The organism is Halalkaliarchaeum sp. AArc-CO (assembly GCF_024972735.1).
Classification (GTDB): domain Archaea; phylum Halobacteriota; class Halobacteria; order Halobacteriales; family Haloferacaceae; genus Halalkaliarchaeum.
On the sequence record NZ_CP087723.1, the window covers coordinates 81,976 to 96,310 of the forward strand.

Genomic DNA, 14,335 nt, shown 5'->3' on the forward strand with positions numbered 1-14,335 from the left:
ATGGCCGACGACAGCATCGCGGTCGTGGACCTGGATCGCTGTCAGCCGGACCGGTGCAACTACGAGTGCTCGAACTACTGCCCGCCGAACCGCACCGGAAAGGAGTGTATCACGGTCCGCGGCGAGGACACCGAAGAGGGGGATCCCGATCAGATCCGTATCTCCGAGGAGATCTGTCTGGGGGAGACCTGCGGCATCTGCGTTCAGAAGTGCCCGTTCGACGCGATCGAGATCCGCAACCTCCCCTCCGAGCTCTCGGACGATCCGATCCACCGGTACGGTGAAAACGCGTTCGCCCTGTACGGGTTGCCCCTCCCCGAACCGGGTCGGGTGACCGGGATCCTCGGCCCGAACGGGATCGGGAAGTCGACTGCGGTCCACGCGCTGGCCGGCGAACTCGTCCCGAACCTCGGCGACCACCTCGCCGATCCCGAGTGGGAGCGAGTGCTCGATCGGTTCCGGGGGACGGAGCTGCAGAACTACCTCGAACGGCTCATCGACGGGGACGTGACCGTTTCGCGGAAGCCGCAGTACGTCGACCGGATCCCGGACCAGTTTTCGGGACGGACCCGCGAGCTGCTCGAACGAACCGACGAGCGGGGCGATCTCGATCGGCTCGTCGATCGGCTCGGCATCGAGCCGGTGATGGACCAGCCGATCGAATCCATCTCCGGCGGCGAGCTCCAGCGGGTGGCGATTGCGGCGGCACTGGCCCGCGAGGCGGATTTCTACTTCCTCGACGAGATCACGCCGTACCTCGACATCAGCCAGCGGATGACCGTCGCCCGGCTGATCCAGGAGCTGGCCGAGGAAGAGAACCGGTCGATGCTCGTGGTCGAACACGACCTGGCGATCCTCGATCTGCTCGCCGACTCGTTGCACGTCGCGTACGGACAGCCCGGCGCGTTCGGCGTCATCACCGATCCCAAATCCGTTCGAAACGGAATCAACGAGTACCTGAAAGGCTACCTCGAAAACGAGAACATGCGGATCCGCCCCTCCCGGATCGAGTTCGAGGAGCACGCTCCCCGAACGGGGACGACCGGGAACCCGCTCGTGGAGTATCCCGACCTGTACAAGTCCTACGGCGAGGGCGAGTTCGAACTGACCGTCGAGGGCGGGACCGTCTACGAGTCGGAGGTGCTGGGCATCGTCGGTCCGAACGGGATCGGGAAGTCGACGCTGGCGAAGCTGTTCGCTGGGCGGCTCGAACCCGACGAGGGCGATCTCGACTTCCGGCTCGACATCGCCTACAAGCCGCAGTACGTCGAGATCGATCAGCCGATGCGGGTCGACGCGTTCCTCTCGTCGATCACCGACGACTTCGGAACCTCTTTCTGGAACACGGAAATCGCTCAACCACTCCAGCTCGAACGGATCATGGAGCAGAACCTCACCGACCTCTCGGGCGGGGAGCGCCAGCGGGTGGCGATCGCGGCGTGTCTCTCCGAGGACGCCGACCTCTACCTGATGGACGAGCCGTCGGCACATCTCGACGTCGATCAGCGGGTGCAGGCGACGTCGGCGATCCGGCGGTACGCCGAGAACCACGACGCGACGGTGATGGTGATCGACCACGACATCTACATGATTGACCTCCTTTCGGATCGACTGATGGTGTTCGACGGAGAGCCCGCCGCCCGGGGGCACGCCTCGAAGCCCCAGGAGATGCGGGCGGGAATGAACGATTTCCTCTCGGACCTGTCGGTCACGTTCCGGCGCGACGAGCGTACGGGTCGGCCCCGCATCAACAAGCCCGGTTCCCAGAAGGACCAGCAGCAAAAGCGGGACGGCGAGTACTACTACGCCTGACCACCGACCTTTTTTAACGGGGGCCTCGGAGCGCGAGGTTCTCGCATTCGCTCGAACCTCGCGCTCCTCGACCCCCGCCAAAAAAGCTCTCGCGCAAATCCGCCGGATTTGCTGGATGCCACGGAGCTCCGCTCCGTGAGCAGACCAAAAAAGCCGATAGCTCGGGCCTCCGCCCCTCGCTATCGGTCCCCTCCGCCCCTCGCTATCGGTCCCCTCCGCCCCTCGCTATCGGTCCCCTCCGCCCCTCGTTCACGGCTCTCTCCGCTCACCGTTCGCGTCTCCGAGGTTCTCGCATTCGCTCGAACCTCGCTATGCTCGCGGTCACCGAACCGACGACAGGTCGAAATTCGCGATCCGTCGGAACCGGTCGTGTTTCACGAGCGCGAACCCGCCGAAGATCGTCACCAGTCCGCCCATCGTCGTGGGATCGATCAGCGACCCCAGCAACGCCCAGGAGATCGCGGTCGTCGGGACGGGTTGCGCGTAGATGACGAGGTTCAACTCCGAAGGGCCGACCCGATTCAGCAGGTAAAAGTACAGGAGGTAGGCGACGACGCTGGATCCGAGAGCGAGATACACGAGTGCGACGATCAGTGACGGGGTCCACGTGACGGCCGTCGATTCACTACTCAAGAGGCTGGCACCGTGCAGCAGGACGGCACCGACCAGCATCGCCCACGCCTGCATCGAGCGGATCGGTATCGCCGGATCCAGCGGCCGCATCCCCACGGTTCCCAGGGCCATCGACGCTGCTGCCACGAGGAGGAGCCCCACGCCGAACAGCGAGACGTCGGCGACGTGACCGGGTGAGGGCGAAACCACGATCACGACGCCGACGAACCCGAGCGCGACCCCCGAATACTGGATCGCCGAGAGGCGCTCGTCGGGGAAGACCGACGACGCGAACGTCACGGTGAGGACGGGAACGAGACTGACGACGACGGCGGCGACCGCGCCGGAGACGTACTGCTGGCCGAGATACAGGAACGCGTGGTGTGCGCCGATGAGAAGCGCACCCCCGACGAGGACTGCGAGCACGCTGTCGGCGTCACGCGGTACCCACTTGTCGGTCGTCGCCACCGCGTACGCCAGCAGCACGATCCCGGCGATGTCGTATCGAAGCGCCGCAAACAGCAACGGCGACACGTGTGGGAGGCCGATCTCGATTGCGACGAACGAACTTCCCCACAGTATCGCAAGTGCTCCGAATGCAACCGGGATGACTGGTATTTTTCTCCAACTCGCAGCCATACTTATTGGATGTAGTTCGATACAACCCGGTGACGATATTATAGTTTACTATAGGATATTCGGGTATTTTCGGTGTGGTTTCCATTTTTTCTATCTTGGTTGAATGAGATTCTAGTACACTTCGGAGCAGCAATAGATAATTGAGGATTCGGCTATACGGGCCAGTATGGACGAGCGCGACGTACGACTCCTCAAGGCGATCGCCGACCTCGGGACGGGCAGCCCGGAGAGGCTCAACGAGGAGACTGAAATCCCCGTCTCGACTATTCACTACCGGCTCAAGCGGCTCCGCGAGCAAGGGATCATCGAGAACGACTGCTACGACTTCGATCTGGACGAACTCGGCCTCGGGGTGACTGTGATCGTGGAGGTGTTAGCCCCGTACGGGGACGATTACGATGACCTGGCGGAGACGATCCTCGGCATCGAGGGCGTCACCAACATGTACTTCATGCTCGGGGAGATGGACTTCGTCCTCATCGCCCGCCTCAGCGACGCCGACGAGGTCGAGCGACTGGTGAAAGATCTCAACGCCGTCCCGGCGGTCGAACGAACCTTCTCCAAACTCGTTATCGACACCCACCGGGAGGACGCGCGAGCCCTCGGCAGCTACAGTCTCGAAACGCTCGAGGCAGAGCTCGTCGACTGAGACACACTCGAGGAGGGACGGGGGTCGGCGGAGGTCGGGTCCTCACGCCAGGAGCGTTTCGAACCAGAGAAACAGCGCCGCAAGGATCGACTGGAACGACAGCGTTCCGATCGCCGAGAGGACGACGAACTTCTGTCCGGACATGTCCGAGAGGCCGGCCGGGACCGTGAGCATCCCACGGGTGAAAAGCAGGGTGTTGCTCACGGGGATCACGACCGGGCCCCACCGGTCGAACCAGCCGTCGAACCGATCGAGCGTCGACTCGGAGATCCGGAACCAGCGCTTCTGCAACAGGTACTCCCGGCCGCCGTGGTGAGCGACTCGAAACAGCGCGTACTGACCGATCGTCGCCCCGACGACGGCGACGGTCAACACTGCCGCGACGTCCTCGGGGGCCGTCCCGATCAACAGGAGGGCGCTGGGAACGACGAGTTCGCTGGGCATGAAGTACATCAGCATCGCCCCTTCGAGAACGAACACCCCCAGGAGGACCACGAGCGCCCACTCGGAGTCGAGCCACGCACGGAGCCACGGTGGCACCTCCGCGAGCTGGAGGGGGGCGATCGCGTACTCGAGGGCGACGACCGACGCCAGTCCGGGACTCATCGATACGAGCATACTGAACTGCCCGTAATGGGTCTTGCGTTCCGATCGCCCGACCGTACGGGGTGGGCGACTGTCCGCGGCGTACCCAGCGCCGAACCGGGGGCGTTTTTGCCGCCGCGGGGCGAACCGAGGGTATGGATCCAACTCCCCGATCACGGCGATCGGCCCCCACGCACCGTTCCCGCCGCCCACGGCGGCTACGGACTGACGGCGTTCGATCGCTGGTTCGAGAGACACAACTGTCCCCCAGCGACCTCGTCGCCCCGGTGTTCGTGGACGCGACTACCGACGAGCGCGTTCCGATCCCCTCGATGCCCGGCCACGAACGCGTCCCTGTCCCGGAGGCGGTCGATCGGGTCGAGGAAATCCTCGAAACCGGCATCGAGGCGGTGATCCTGTTTGGGGTTCCGGACTCGAAGGACGATCGCGGCTCGCGGGCGTACGCCGACGACGGCGTCGTCCAGCGAGCACTCAGGGAAATCTCCGCGGAGACGGACGCGTACGTGATCGCCGACGTCTGTCTGTGCGAGTACACAGACCACGGCCACTGTGGCGTACTCGAACCCGACGCCAGGTCGGACCCGTCGCTTACGGTCCGCAACGACGACACCCTCGAACTGCTGGCCGAGACGGCGGTCTCGCAGGCGAAGGCGGGGGCGGACATGGTCGCTCCGTCGTCGATGACCGACGGGATGGTCGGCGCGATCAGGGCCGCCCTCGACGACGCCGGCTTCGAGGAGGTGCCGATCCTGAGTTACGCAGTCAAGTACGAGTCGGCCTTTTATGGGCCGTTCCGCGACGCCGCGGACGGCGCACCGTCGTTCGGGGACCGACGACACTACCAGATGGATCCCGGCAACGCCCGGGAGGCGATCAGGGAGGCCCGCCTCGACGTCGAGGAGGGTGCCGACGCCCTGATGGTCAAACCCGCGTTGCCGTATCTGGACGTCGTCCACGACGTCCGCCGGGAGTTCGACGTTCCCGTGGCGGCGTACAACGTCTCCGGGGAGTACGCGATGTTACACGCCGCAGCCGAGAAGGGGTGGCTCGACCTGGAGGCGACCGCCTCCGAGTCGCTCGTGTCGATCAAGCGAGCCGGGGCGGACCTGATCGTCACCTACTTCGCCGAGGACGTCGCCCGTCGACTCTAGTCGTGGACCAGTCGGCAGACAGAGGGCGCACCCCCGTCCACCGACCGCGCCGTGGGGCGATGATCCCGGAGCCACGTCGGCGCCAGATGGACAGGATTTTATGGGCGCCACGGCAAGAGACGGCTACTATGGGCAAGAAATCGAAGGCCAAGAAGAAGCGGCTGGCCAAAAAGGAGCGCCAGAACACGCGCGTGCCCGCGTGGGTGATGATGAAGACGAACATGGAAGTGACCCGCAACCCGAAGCGGCGAAACTGGCGGCGTAGCGACCTCGACGAATAATGAGCACGAGTGACTTCGAGGAGCGCGTCGTGACCGTTCCGCTCCGCGACGCCAAGAAGGCCCCCAAACAGGAGCGCGCCGACGAGGCGATGTCGATCGTCCGCGGGCATCTCGCAAAACACTTCAGCGTCGACGAGGACGCCGTCCGGCTCGACCCGAGCGTCAACGAGGCGATCTGGGCGAACGGGCGACAGAGCCCGCCGTCGAAGCTCCGCGTCCGTGCCGCCCGGTTCGTCGAGGACGACGAGGCGATCGTCGAGGCGGAACCGGCCTGACGTGCTTCGGGCTTCCTTTGCCGGGTCGTCGTACGTCGGCGTCTTCGCCCGGACGACCAACGGCATCCTACTGGTTCGCCCCGACCTCGATGAGGACCTGGTGAGCGACCTCGCCGAGGAACTGTCGGTGGAGGCCCACCCGACTACAGTCGCCGGCTCGAACACCGTCGGCGCGCTCGCAGTCGGTAACGAGAACGGAATCTTGGTCTCCGAACGCGTCACCGAACGGGAGCGGGACGCGATCGAGGACGCCGCGGATCTTCCGGTGTTCGAACTTCCTGGTCGAATCAACGCCGCGGGCAACGTCGTGCTCGCGAACGATTACGGCGCGTACGTCCACCCCGAACTGACCGACGAGGCGGTCGAGGCCGTCGGCGACGCCCTGGCGGTGCCCGTCGAACGCGGGAGCCTCGGGGACGTCCGGACGGTCGGCACCGCCGCCGTGGCCACCAACCGGGGCGCGCTGTGTCACCCGAAGTCCCGCGAACCCGAACTCGAGGCGCTGGAAGCCCACCTCGACGTGCGTGCGGACCTGGGGACGATCAACTACGGCGCACCGCTGGTCGGCTCCGGGCTGCTCGCCAACGACGCCGGCTACGTCGCCGGCGAGAAAACTACTGGTCCCGAACTGGGGCGCATCGAGGACGCGCTCGACTACATCTGAGCGACCACCCCAGATTTTCGGAGGCTTTTGATGGTTTCGACGCGTCTGGTCGTGTACGTTTCGCTGGTCGCCAGTGCGGCGATCGCCGTCGCGAAGTTCCTCGCGTACCTGCTCACCGGGAACGTGAGCATGCTGAGTCAGGTGTACTACTCGCTTTCCGACGTCGGCAACCAGCTGCTGCTGTTGCTCGGCTTTCGGTTCAGCGAACGGGGCGCCAGCCGGAAACATCCCTTCGGCCGGGGAAAAGAGCAGTTCTTCTTCGCGTTCGTGGTGACGGTGCTTTTGTTCGGGATCGCTGGTTTCGCCTCGGTTCGAGAGGGATACGCCGCGGTCGGCCAGCCGTTCGTCGACGTGGACGTCACCGTCAACTACGCGGTTCTCGGGGTCGCGCTCGTCTTCGAGTCGGCTGCCCTGTACAAGTCGTATCAGGCGATCGACGCCGAAAAGGAGTCCGAACGGTTCCGCTCGTTCGTGAAGACGTTCCGGCACACGAAGGACACGCCTCTCTTGACCGCGGCGACGGAGAACCTTGTGGCCGTGATCGGTGTGCTCGTCGCGATCCTCGGCGTTTACCTCACAGATGCGACCGGCAACACCATCTACGACGCCGCCGCGAGCGCGATCATCGGGCTGCTGTTGATGGGATTGGCGCTTGCACTGGCCTGGGAGAGCCGCAGCCTGATCGTCGGGGAGGCCGTCACGCCGAGGGAACGGAAGAAGCTGATCGCGGCTGTCGAATCCGTCGACGGGGCCGACGAGCTCCTCGATCTCCGGACGATGCACATGGGCCCCGACACCGTGCTCGTCGCCTGCGAGATTTCGTTCGATCCCGACCTGGACACCGCCGGCGTCGAGGCGGCGATCGACGACGTCGAGGCGGCGATCCGCGAGGCGGTTCCGGAGGCGAACCGGATTTACGTCGAAGCTGAGTCCGGGTCGATGTCCGAGTCCGAGCGATGACCGGCTGGGTTCCGATCACTCGTGGGCCCGGTCGATAGCCACCTCGGCCCGTCGGCTCGCCCGCTCGCGGACCGCCTCCTCGTCGAGCACCAGGACCTCGCGGTCGCGCATGAGTACTTGCCCGTCACACACGGTGTGACGCACGTCGCTCCCCCGGGCGGCGTACGCGAGGTGGCTCACGACGTCGTGACGCGGCGTGAGATGCGGCGCCTCGAAGTCGACGACCGCGAGGTCCGCCGCCGCACCGGGTTCGATCCGACCCCCCGGGAGCCCGACCGCGTCGGCTCCCCCGGCAGTCGCCATGCGGACCGCCGATCCGGCTGCAACCGCGCTCGCATCGGCGGCGGCAAGTTTGCCGATCATTGCAGCGTCGCGGATCTCGTCGAACATGTCGAGGTCGTTGTTCGAGGCGGCCCCGTCGGTGCCCAGTCCCACGGTGACGCCCGCCTGCAGGAGTTTTTCGACCGGAGCCATCCCCGACGCGAGTTTCATGTTCGAGGCGGGGCAGTGGATCACGCCGGTTCCCGACTCCGACAGCAGTTCGATCTCCCGGTCGTCGACGTGAACCCCGTGTGCCAGGAAGTCCTCGGCGGCGAGCCCGAGTTCCCTCGCGTATTCGAGGGGCCGCATCCCCCGATCCTCGACGATCGGCTCGACCTCGTCGGTCGTCTCGTTGGCGTGGAGGTGGACCGGAACGTCGATCTCTCGGGCGGCCGAAAACGCCTCCTGGAGGTGCTCTTCTCCGACCGTCGTAAGCGAGTGTGGCGCGACCATCGATCGGATCCGACCGTCTGCAGTACCGTCGAGTTCGCGGGCGATGTCGACGCTCTCCTCGAGATCCGCGAGGGCCTCAGACTCGTCCTTTCCGACAGTGACGATTCCGTGACCCAGACGGGCCCGGAGGCCGGAGCGCTCGACGACATTGGCGATCCGGTCGACGTGAAAGTACATGTCGGCGAACGCCGTCGTCCCCGATCTGATCATCTCGAGGACCCCCAGCTCGGCGCCGGCCTCGACGTCAGCCGGCTCGAAGGCGCCCTCGATCGGCCAGACGTCCTCTCTGAGCCACGTCTCGAGCGGCTTGTCGTCGGCGTACCCTCGCAACAGCGTCATCGCGACGTGGGTGTGGGCGTTCACCAGCCCGGGTATCACCACGCAGCCGGACGCGTCGAGCGTCTCCGTCGCGTCAGCCGCCAGTTCCGTTCCGACTTCCAGAATCGTCCCCTCCTCGCGATCGATCAGTACGTCCGCTGGTTCGACCTCCTGATCCGGACGGAGCACGGTGCCGCCGGAAACACACAGGGTGTTCATGCCGGACGCCACGGCGGCGCCGGAGGTTAATCCGTCGAAGCCCGGTGGGGCTGTCCACCGGGTCGTTTCTCCGATGACCCCACTCGCCCCAGCGACTATATATGCCACAATTCCACAGCCAACCGGAAAATCTTGGACATAGTAAACAATTTAATACCGGCCCCATATGTGGAGATATGTCCGGCAGACCGCAGTGGTCGGGGGACAGGCGCACATTCATCAAAACGACCGGCGCAGCGGGGGTCGCGGGGCTCACTGGTTTTGCGGGATGTCTCGGCGGTGAAGCAGCCGACATCCAGCTCGTGTTGAACCCTGCCGAGGCCGGGGTCGACATCCAGGTACAGTATCGTCCGCTGATCGAATACATCGAAGAGGAGGCAGACGTCACGATCAACACAGAGCGGACCGCAGGGTATACGGAGACAGTCACCGCGATGCGCGACGGTCAGGCCGAAATTTCCGGCGTCTCGCCCGGAGCGGTGCCGGCGACGAGTCCGGAGATCTTCGACATCATCGGGATGCGCGTGGCGTTCGGCTCCGCCCAGTACTACTCGACGATCACGACGACGGACGACAGCCCGGTCGACGAGCTGTCGGACATCTCGGACCTCGACGAACCCGAGGTCAACTTCGCGGACGCGCTGTCGGTGTCGGGGACGCTGGTCCCGATGTCGATGCTCGTCGACGCGGGCGTCGACGTCGGGAACGCGCCCGACGGCGACCCGCCGGACTTCGACCCGAACTACTCGGACCACCAGACGTCCCGCGAACAGATGGTCCAGCGCGAGGACATCGTCGCCGCCGGACAGGGCGCGTTCCAGTCGGCGGCGTGGGTCAGTCAAGAGCAGTTCGACGACCACGATCCGGAGTTTGCGGATATCTCTTCGGAGTATCCGGATGCCGGGAGCCGAATCGGCGAGGAGCACGACGAACTCCAGCTGATCGCGCTTTCGGATCCGATCCCGCGTGCACCGATGGTTGCGCGGGCCGACTGGGACGATCCGGTCCGGGAGGACATCGAGGAGGCGATGCTGACCGCGCCCGACAGCGCGTTCCAGCACGACGAGGAGGTCGACGAGGACGAGGAGCTGTGGTTTACCGGAATCGTCGAGGCCGATCGGTCGGACTACGATCCAATTCAGGGCGTCATCGACAACCTCGAGATCGAATTCGAGGACCTCATCTGAGGTCACCGGCACAGCCACACAACCAGTAACTGCTCTAACCGAACTAGCTATACCGAATGAGTACAATCACTGTCGACGGAGTGACAAAACGATTTGGAGAGACCGTCGCGCTCGACGACGTCTCCTTCGAAATCGACGAAGGAGAGTTCACGATCGTGATGGGGGTCTCCGGATCGGGGAAATCGACGCTGTTGCGATGCTTGAGCGGCCTTCTCGAACCGACTGAAGGAGAGATTTACATGGACGGCGAGCCGGTAACTGGGACGAACAAGGACGTCGCCCTGATCTTCCAGCAGCACAACCTCGTGGGAGAGATGAGCGCGTACGCGAACGCCCTCACCGGCTCGCTGAGTCGGAGCACTCTCGTCGAAAGCGTCCTCCAGCTCCAGGACGAAGAGGAGAAGTACCGGGCGCTGTCGGCGCTGGAAACCGTCGGACTCATCGACGAGGCACAAAAGAAGGTCCGACAGATGAGCGGCGGTCAGCAACAGCGCGTGGGCATTGCACGAGCACTCGTCCAGGAACCGCAGGTGATGCTCGCCGACGAGCCGGTTTCGAGCCTCGATCCCGGCTCCGCCCAGGAGGTGATGCGGTACCTCCGTGAAACGACCGCCCAACGGGGACTCACGACGCTCACGAGTCTTCACCAGGTAAACATCGCCCGGAAGTTCGGCTACCGGTTCATCGGACTCCACGACGGACAGAAGGTGTTCGACGGCTACCGCGACGACCTCACGATCGAGGTGATCGATCGAATCTACGGCGACATCGACACGGAGGGAATGTTCGTTTCCGACGCGGAGGCTGTCGATCGGGGGTCGAGCCCCGAAGAAATCGAGGCTGACGGTGGTCGACGATGACCGACGAGCCTGAAGAGCCGGCCGACGAGTCGAACGGAGGCCCTCCCACGGCGGACGGCGGCACAGCCGAGGCAGCCGAAACCGCCGAGGCAACTGCAGCCGAGCCGGAACGCGGGGTAAGCGACTACGTCGAGCGCCAGTTCGCGGAAATCGCGATCTCTCGGAAGGCGCGCTGGCTCGGCGCGTCGATGGCGATGGTCGTCGTGGTGTATCTGTTTTTGATGTCGCTGGAAACAGTGGGCTGGTTCCGCGCGGATCTTCCGTCGTATCTCGGAACGTTCGCCGAGGCGCTGCAGGATTACTTCCCGTTCGTCGTTATCGGAGAGACGAACTGGAACCTCGGGCTCGTCTCTATCCCGTCGGTTCATTTCAATCCGGCCGGATTCCTGGAGTACTGGGCGTTCATCTCCGAACGGAACCTCATATACGAATCCGGGTTCTTCGCCGAGGCCGAGACCATCCTGGATTATCCGATCCTTCTGTTCACCGAGACGGGTGGACCGATCGGCATCTTCGGCGCGGCCGGTGAGACGCTCGCGATCGGGTTCGCCGGGACGATCATGGGGTTCCCGCTCGCACTGCTTTTCAGTATCCTCGGCTCCGGACGGGTGACGCCGTTCCCGTTCAACTTCCTGTTCCGGGGCGTCATGTCGTCGATTCGCGCGATCCCGGCGCTGGTGTGGGTGCTGATCTACGTCCCACTGGGCGGGATCGGCCCGACGACGGCGACGCTTGCAGTCGCGACCGACACCGTCGGCAATCTCGGACGACTGTTCAGCGACGAACTCGAAGAGATCGGCGACGGTCCCGTCGAGGCGATGCAGACTACCGGCGCAAACAAACCCCAGATCATCGTGTTCGGGATGCTCGCACAGGTCAAACGCTCCTTTATCGCCTGGACGCTGTACGTCTTCGAGATCAACGTCCGCATCGCCGTCGGGCTCGGCATCATCGGCGCCGGCGGGCTCGGACTCGTGCTGGACGTCCAGCAGGGGTTGTTCGCGTACACGAACATGATGGCGACGATCATCGTCATCTTCCTGCTGGTCGTCTCCGTCGAGATGATCTCCCAGCGGACCCGGGCGTATCTCCGCTCCGACGAGGAGCCGATGGGGATCGTCCAGCTCGTCACGGGGTTCCCGCGCCGGATGATCGAGTCGATGGCGAAGTAACGGGCCCCGGCCGTCCTCTCCCTGGACTGTCGGTCGTCGTCGTCGAAACCTCGCCGAAACGACAACCGACTTATTTGCTCGGACGGAGTAAAACGTATGAGTCACAACGCGCCCGGGGAGACAGTCGCCGAGGAGACGACCGCCGACGTCGTCGTCGTCGATTACGGGCTGGGGAACCTCCGGAGCGTCACGCGCGGGCTGGAACGTGCCGGCGCTGCAGTCGAGATCACCGACGATCCCGACGACTTCGCGGCGGCCGACGGGGTCGTCCTTCCCGGAGTCGGCGCGTTCCGCGAGGGGATGGAAAACGCCGGCCCCTACCGCGAGGCGCTCGCAAGCTACGCGAAGGCTGGACGGCCGCTGTTCGGCATCTGTCTGGGGATGCAGATGCTGCTGGGCTCCAGCGAGGAGGCTCAACGTGCCGGGGAAGGGGACGCGGAAGGGTTGAACCTGGTCCCAGGAACGAACGTCCGGTTCGACGTCGACCGGAAGATCCCCCACATGGGATGGAACGAACTCGCGGTGACGCGTGACCACCCACTCGTCGAGGGCGTCGACGGCGAGTACGCCTACTTCGTCCACTCCTACTACGCGTTGCCGGACGACGGCGACGCAGTCGTGGCCGAAAGCGACTACGGAACGACGTTTCCGGCGGTCATCGCAAACGAGCGCGGAAACGTCTTCGGGACCCAGTTTCACCCGGAGAAGAGCGGCGAGACCGGTCTGCAGATACTGCGGAACTTCGTCGACTACTGTACGGAGCGATGAACCTGCAAACGCCCGCGCGACACCGGACATCAAATTCTCCCTATCGATAATTGAACCGATTATCGGATGCGAAACCCGAATATCGGCGCTGAATCCGTTGTGTTCGGCTCGGATCGGCCGATTTGTCGGTGCTGATCTCGTCGGCTGGAAAAGGGGACATTCGTCCGGTACTCTTATGTAAATAAGAATCAAAACTGAGAACGGTTACATGGCGTCGGAGCAGCTGATAGAGGTTCTCGGAAACAAGTACAACACCGACATCCTGTCGGCGACGACGGAGCCGAAGTCCGCTCAGGACCTGAGCGAGGAGCTCGACGTTCCGATCGCGACCTGTTATCGCCGCATCGACGAGCTGACCGACGCAGAGCTGCTCGAACTGTACGATCGACCCCTCTCGGAGGAGCACCGACGGGTGAAGGTGTATCGGCGAAACGTCGATCAGGTCGAGATCGACTTCCAGGACGGGGTGTCCGTCAACGTCACCGAACGGACGGAAGTGAAAAACCGCCTCGACGACGTCTGGCGGACCCTCTCGGACGCCTGAACGCGGATCGGCCTCCAGCCGGTCCAGCCGGAAAGCAGATCAGGTCCTCAAAACGACGGGCCGCTGTCGGCGTCCGATCCGGACGTTCCCGGAACGCCACGTTCGCCACCCATCATCGAGAAGCCGCCCGCCTGTTCGTGCACCGTGATTCCCCCGTCGCCGATCTCCATCGGATAGATGTCGGTGTCGATGTCCTGCTTTCGCATCTTCGCCACCCAGACGTATCGGTTGACGCCGGACTCCGTCGGGGTCTGGATGAAGTAGACGTTGCCATCGGTGAGGAAGTTCTCCAGTCCGACTTCGGTCTTCGGGAAGACTGCGCCCTGCTCGTTTATCAAAAGCGACGTCACTCCGTAATCCTTGAGAATGTCGGTGAACTTCAGCAGGTAGGTTCGCTCCTCCTGTTCGTCCTCGAAGAAGAGCTGGAACATCGAAAGTGAATCCAGCACGAGCCGTTCGTAGGAATCCTCCTCCAGCGCGTCGAGCAACTTGTCGAGCGTGGCGGAGAAGTTTCCGTTGCCCAGCATCTCTCGCTTGCCGTACACGGTGATCTTGCCGTCGTCGACGAGATCGCCCCACTCGTCGAGCCCGATCGACTCGGCGGCCTGACGGATGTCGTCTTCGTCCTCCTCGAAGGAGACGTAGATCCCGCGCTGGTCCTCCTCGATCGCGCCGTGATACAGGTACTGAATCCCGAAGATGCTCTTTCCGGTCCCGGGGTTCCCGCTCACCAGCACCGCCGACTGCGGCCTGAAGCCGCCACCCAGCAGGGAATCGAGTCCGTCGACCCCCGTCTTGACGAACGTCACCATATCAACCGTTGCGTCCTCTTGACTTATAAAGG

16 protein-coding genes are annotated in these 14,335 nt (G+C 64.1%); 12 read left to right on the forward strand and 4 right to left on the reverse strand.

Annotated elements, in window-relative coordinates; translation table 11 throughout:
• Positions 1-1,812, forward strand: a complete 1,812-nt coding sequence (locus tag AArcCO_RS01115) for a ribosome biogenesis/translation initiation ATPase RLI (RefSeq protein ID WP_259534529.1) — start codon at positions 1-3, stop codon at positions 1,810-1,812.
• A 321-nt stretch (positions 1,813-2,133) separates the two neighbouring features.
• Here the strand turns inward: AArcCO_RS01115 and AArcCO_RS01120 are convergent, their stop codons facing one another.
• A complete protein-coding gene (locus AArcCO_RS01120; RefSeq protein ID WP_259534530.1) occupies positions 2,134-3,063 on the reverse strand; it encodes a DMT family transporter in 930 nt (309 codons plus the stop codon).
• 166 nt (positions 3,064-3,229) lie between these two features.
• Here AArcCO_RS01120 and AArcCO_RS01125 point away from each other — a divergent pair, with 166 nt between their 5' ends.
• Positions 3,230-3,712, forward strand: a complete 483-nt coding sequence (locus AArcCO_RS01125; RefSeq protein ID WP_259534531.1) for an Lrp/AsnC family transcriptional regulator — start codon at positions 3,230-3,232, stop codon at positions 3,710-3,712.
• 42 nt (positions 3,713-3,754) lie between these two features.
• Here the strand turns inward: AArcCO_RS01125 and AArcCO_RS01130 are convergent, their stop codons facing one another.
• Complete coding sequence (locus AArcCO_RS01130) at positions 3,755-4,318, reverse strand: DedA family protein (protein WP_259534532.1); 564 nt, start codon at positions 4,316-4,318, stop codon at positions 3,755-3,757.
• 134 nt (positions 4,319-4,452) lie between these two features.
• Between AArcCO_RS01130 and hemB the strand changes: the two genes are divergently transcribed.
• The 5 genes from hemB to AArcCO_RS01155 all read left to right on the forward strand — a co-directional run bounded on the left by hemB (position 4,453) and on the right by AArcCO_RS01155 (position 7,649).
• On the forward strand, positions 4,453-5,469 hold the full coding sequence (gene hemB / locus AArcCO_RS01135; protein WP_259534533.1) for a porphobilinogen synthase: 1,017 nt from the start codon (positions 4,453-4,455) through the stop codon (positions 5,467-5,469).
• Between the two features lie 128 nt (positions 5,470-5,597).
• Positions 5,598-5,750 carry a 50S ribosomal protein L39e gene (locus AArcCO_RS01140; protein WP_119817757.1) on the forward strand — a complete coding sequence of 51 codons (153 nt, stop codon included), beginning with the start codon at positions 5,598-5,600 and terminating at the stop codon, positions 5,748-5,750.
• A complete protein-coding gene (locus AArcCO_RS01145) occupies positions 5,750-6,025 on the forward strand; it encodes a 50S ribosomal protein L31e (protein ID WP_259534534.1) in 276 nt (91 codons plus the stop codon). Before AArcCO_RS01140 ends, AArcCO_RS01145 begins: the two co-directional genes overlap by 1 nt.
• A 1-nt stretch (position 6,026) precedes the next feature.
• A complete protein-coding gene (locus tag AArcCO_RS01150) occupies positions 6,027-6,689 on the forward strand; it encodes a translation initiation factor IF-6 (protein ID WP_259534535.1) in 663 nt (220 codons plus the stop codon).
• Positions 6,690-6,719: 30 nt separating this feature from the next.
• The gene (locus tag AArcCO_RS01155) at positions 6,720-7,649 is read left to right on the forward strand and encodes a cation diffusion facilitator family transporter (RefSeq protein ID WP_259534537.1); all 930 of its coding nucleotides are present in this window, start codon (positions 6,720-6,722) and stop codon (positions 7,647-7,649) included.
• A gap of 15 nt (positions 7,650-7,664) precedes the next feature.
• On the opposite strand, the gene AArcCO_RS01160 is transcribed toward AArcCO_RS01155, so the two are convergent.
• The gene (locus AArcCO_RS01160; RefSeq protein WP_259534538.1) at positions 7,665-8,960 is read right to left on the reverse strand and encodes an amidohydrolase; all 1,296 of its coding nucleotides are present in this window, start codon (positions 8,958-8,960) and stop codon (positions 7,665-7,667) included.
• A gap of 176 nt (positions 8,961-9,136) precedes the next feature.
• Between AArcCO_RS01160 and AArcCO_RS01165 the strand changes: the two genes are divergently transcribed.
• From AArcCO_RS01165 to AArcCO_RS01185, 5 genes are all read left to right on the forward strand, one after another.
• The gene (locus AArcCO_RS01165) at positions 9,137-10,147 is read left to right on the forward strand and encodes a substrate-binding domain-containing protein (RefSeq protein WP_259534539.1); all 1,011 of its coding nucleotides are present in this window, start codon (positions 9,137-9,139) and stop codon (positions 10,145-10,147) included.
• Between the two features lie 56 nt (positions 10,148-10,203).
• Entirely contained in the window at positions 10,204-11,007 is an 804-nt protein-coding gene (locus tag AArcCO_RS01170) for a phosphonate ABC transporter ATP-binding protein (protein WP_259534540.1), read from the forward strand.
• Positions 11,008-11,195: 188 nt separating this feature from the next.
• A complete protein-coding gene (gene phnE / locus AArcCO_RS01175; RefSeq protein ID WP_259536500.1) occupies positions 11,196-12,179 on the forward strand; it encodes a phosphonate ABC transporter, permease protein PhnE in 984 nt (327 codons plus the stop codon).
• Positions 12,180-12,275: 96 nt separating this feature from the next.
• Positions 12,276-12,947, forward strand: a complete 672-nt coding sequence (gene hisH / locus AArcCO_RS01180; protein ID WP_259534541.1) for an imidazole glycerol phosphate synthase subunit HisH — start codon at positions 12,276-12,278, stop codon at positions 12,945-12,947.
• Between the two features lie 208 nt (positions 12,948-13,155).
• Positions 13,156-13,491 (forward strand): ArsR/SmtB family transcription factor, encoded by a 336-nt coding sequence (locus AArcCO_RS01185; protein WP_259534543.1) that lies wholly within the window; start codon positions 13,156-13,158, stop codon positions 13,489-13,491.
• A 47-nt stretch (positions 13,492-13,538) separates the two neighbouring features.
• On the opposite strand, the gene AArcCO_RS01190 is transcribed toward AArcCO_RS01185, so the two are convergent.
• Positions 13,539-14,303: an RAD55 family ATPase gene (locus AArcCO_RS01190; protein ID WP_259534544.1), complete on the reverse strand. Its 765-nt coding sequence runs from the start codon at positions 14,301-14,303 to the stop codon at positions 13,539-13,541.
• Positions 14,304-14,335: the final 32 nt, after the last annotated feature.